Here is a 3,291-nt window from a genome sequence, read left to right as displayed (position 1 = left end):
TTGGAAAGATAGAAAAAGTTACTCTACTTTGTTAATTATGACAACTATTAAGCAGAACAGTTGTGCAATGTGACAATGTCAAGATAACACGTTGCGAATATTGCTATCTACAAAATTTTGCCAAATACCTGCCATCAAGATGCCAACACCATCACAAAGGTTAGAGGATGATGTCTGCCAAGCAAGAAGTATCTGAACCGGCGGCCTTGCCGGAGGAGTTTATTGAACAGGTGAAAGACGCTCTGGAACATCTGTACGATTTTCCCTATTTGCAACGTCACCCGTTGGGGCCGGGAGAATCAGAAACGGGGAATTCAACTAAACTGCCCGGCCAGCAATTGCGTGAGGAATTAATAGCGGCCATCGAGTCGCTTAGCCCGGAGACAGGCGTACCTTTCCGATCTCCCCAGGCTCGACTCTACAACCTGATTCGTCTGCGTTACGTCGAGGCGATGACAGTCCAGGAAACGGCGCACGAACTGGGAATCTCGTTGCGTCAGGCCTATCGGGACCTGCGGCGGGGTGAGGAAAGCCTGAGCGCCATCTTGTGGACTCGTCGCGCCAAATCTCCTCCCCAGCTCAGGGCCACTCAGCTTTCTTCCATCGAAGCGGAAATGGAGCGGCTGGATACCCGGCCTCGCCCTACCGACATACGCTTGCTTATTCAGCATGCTCAAAAGGCAGTAGAGCAACTGGCCTTACAACGAGCGATTGACTTCCAGACCGAGGTTCCTCCAGAACCGGTGATTGTTTCCACCGACCCCGTGATGGCCCGGCAGGTGTTGGTCAACATGTTCAGCCACACTATTCAACAGGCTCAACCAGGAACTTTGCAACTTAGGCTAACGGCTGATGAGAAAGAAACTTCACTCAGTTTGCGCTATAGGCGGGAGTCCAAAGCAAACAGCCAGATTGCGGCTAATCATGTAGTTATTCAATTGACCGAACGACTGGGCTGGAAAGTGCGGCAAAAGGATCAAGCGGAAAGCATTCGTATTGTTACTCTCCAGATGATGGTTTGTGGCCCGACCATATTGGTTATTGACGACAACGCGGGATTGGTGGAGTTGCTTGATCGTTATCTGACCGGCCATACCTGCCGGGTAGTGGCTGCTGCCAGCGGCCAAGAAGGGTTGCAATTGGCCCAGGAGATAATGCCCGATGCGATTGTGTTGGATGTGATGATGCCGGAAATGGATGGCTGGGAATTGTTGCAAAGGTTACGCAGTCACCGGCAAATAGCCAAAACGCCGGTAATTATCTGTTCTGTTTTTAACGATCCTGAATTGGCTTATTCCCTGGGGGCCTCTCTCTTTTTGCCCAAGCCGGTTCGTCGAGATGACGTGCTGGCGGCGTTGCGCCAGGTGGGCGTAGTATAGGTAGGATAGATGTGGGAGTGATAGATAAGAACGTGTTTCTTAAATACACCGGCATGTTGCTTCGAGGAGCGTAGCGACGAGAAATCTCTTCCAGGCGGGTGTTATAAAGAGATTTCTCGGCCTAACGGCCTCGAAATGACATTTAAGAAACACGCTCTAAGGTTTCAGAGAGCGGGTATCCTAATTTTTCGTTCCCTGATTCATCCATTTGTTTGGCAGGGAGCGTTCATCATAGTGAGGTTCCAGCACGTCCATCACCGCCCTTAAACAGGATAAAACTTCGGCGGGATATAGCCCATCTGAACGATGAATCACTATCTGGCTGTTAGGTCGAGTAAAAGGGTCCTCGGCCAGGCTGCTGGCTGTCAATAGAATAACAGGAATGTTGGTTAACCCAGGTTCATGGTGCATTTGCTCAAGCACCTGAAAACCATCCATATTGGGCAGGATCAAATCCAGCAGTACCAGGTCGGGTTGTTGAGCGCGTATTGCTGTCAGGCCCTCCTCCCCGTCGTAAGCGTGGTTTACCTGAAAGGTTTGACCGGTTGCGGCCAACATTCGCTTCACCAATTGGATAAAATCCCGATCGTCATCAATGATTAAAATGTTTTCAATGGACCCCAGCCGTTCAAATTCAGGCAAGAGCTGTTGGGCGGTAATTGGTTTGGTCAGGCAAGCTTCTACGGCCAGATTATTCGCCATCCAAGCATGGCTGGGTAACGAACATTCAATAAAGGGCACCGGCATAGCAATGTCACAATGTTGATACTGTTGCCCTGGCAGCGTATTACATACTACCACCTGGGGGTGGTGAAGCATGATCGCTTCTGATAACCGGTCAACATCCTTCACTTGCATAACATCATATTCTCCAAGGTGACGTCGGACCAGGTTAGATACAGCCGGATCAGGGTCAACTACCAGGATACAAGGATGACTCTCTGGCCACTGCGGCTCTGGTGCCTCTTTAATCCGTGCAGACGGCAGATGAAAATAAGAACTCAAGACCGGCAAAGTAAAGAAAAATGTTGACCCTTTCCCTTCTTCGCTTTCTACCCAGATATGTCCCCCGTGCGCTTCCACAAAATGTTTACTGATAGCCAACCCCAAACCAGCGCCTGCGTGGTTACGGTGTAGTGAACGATCAACCTGATAAAACTCATCAAAAATATGGGGCAAATTATCAGCCGGGATACCAGGGCCGGTGTCTTTAACGCTGATGACAACCTCGTTAGCGGTCTGCCGGGCCGCCGATAGTTGTACTGTTCCTGCCTGGGTAAAGCGTTGGGCGTTGTTGAGCAGGTTGAGGATTACTTGCCGGATACGAGTGCGATCAATTTCCAACGTGGGTAAATCTGGGGCGATTTCTGTTTTAAGCTGAACAGGGTGGTCTCGGAAGAGGTCTTCAGCAATCTCCACTGTATCCCATAGTAACGACTCCAAAGGCGTAGCTTCCTTACTTAAAGTAAATCCGGTCAGCTCAAAGTGAGAGAGGTCCAGGATGTCATCAATCATCCCCAAGAGGTGACGGCTGCCATGATAGATATGATAAACGTCTCGACGCAATGTGGGCGACCAATTCATTTCTCCATATACCTGGGGGGAAAGATACATTACCTCGCTGAAGCCCATGATAAGATTGAGGGGGGTGCGTAGTTCGTGACTGATATTGGCCGCAAATTGTTCTTTTAAGCGCCGTGCTGCTTCGGCCTGTTTGCGGGCAGAGATGAGTTCGCGTTGTGTACGGCGCAGAAGCGTATTAGCCAACTCATACGATTTAAGAACGCGACTGAGTTCAGCCCGGTGGTCGCGGACCTCATTTAGCAGTTGGTCGGCTTGCTGTTGGGTATTCCACATCCATTGCAGAGCTGTGTATAGCGTGCCTACGGCCAACCAGGCTACCACCACTCCC

Annotated in this window: 2 protein-coding genes; one reads left to right on the top strand and one right to left on the bottom strand. The window is 50.3% G+C overall.

Annotated elements, in window-relative coordinates:
* Positions 1-167 precede the first annotated feature (167 nt).
* The gene (locus JW953_01240) at positions 168-1,379 is read left to right on the top strand and encodes a response regulator (protein MBN1991299.1); all 1,212 of its coding nucleotides are present in this window, start codon (positions 168-170) and stop codon (positions 1,377-1,379) included.
* A gap of 180 nt (positions 1,380-1,559) precedes the next feature.
* On the opposite strand, the gene JW953_01235 is transcribed toward JW953_01240, so the two are convergent.
* Positions 1,560-3,291: response regulator (locus tag JW953_01235; GenBank protein ID MBN1991298.1), on the bottom strand; the 1,732-nt coding region annotated here is incomplete at its 5' end.

Source organism: Anaerolineae bacterium (genome assembly GCA_016931895.1).
GTDB lineage: Bacteria > Chloroflexota > Anaerolineae > 4572-78 > J111 > JAFGNV01.
Note: the sequence above shows the minus strand (reverse complement) of the source record. Positions and strands in the feature narration are given on the sequence as shown.

Bases quoted from the DNA above. Each gene is read 5' to 3' on its own strand.
- JW953_01240 (MBN1991299.1), top strand. From the start codon at position 168: ATGATGTCTGCCAAGCAAGAAGTATCTGAACCGGCGGCCTTGCCGGAG.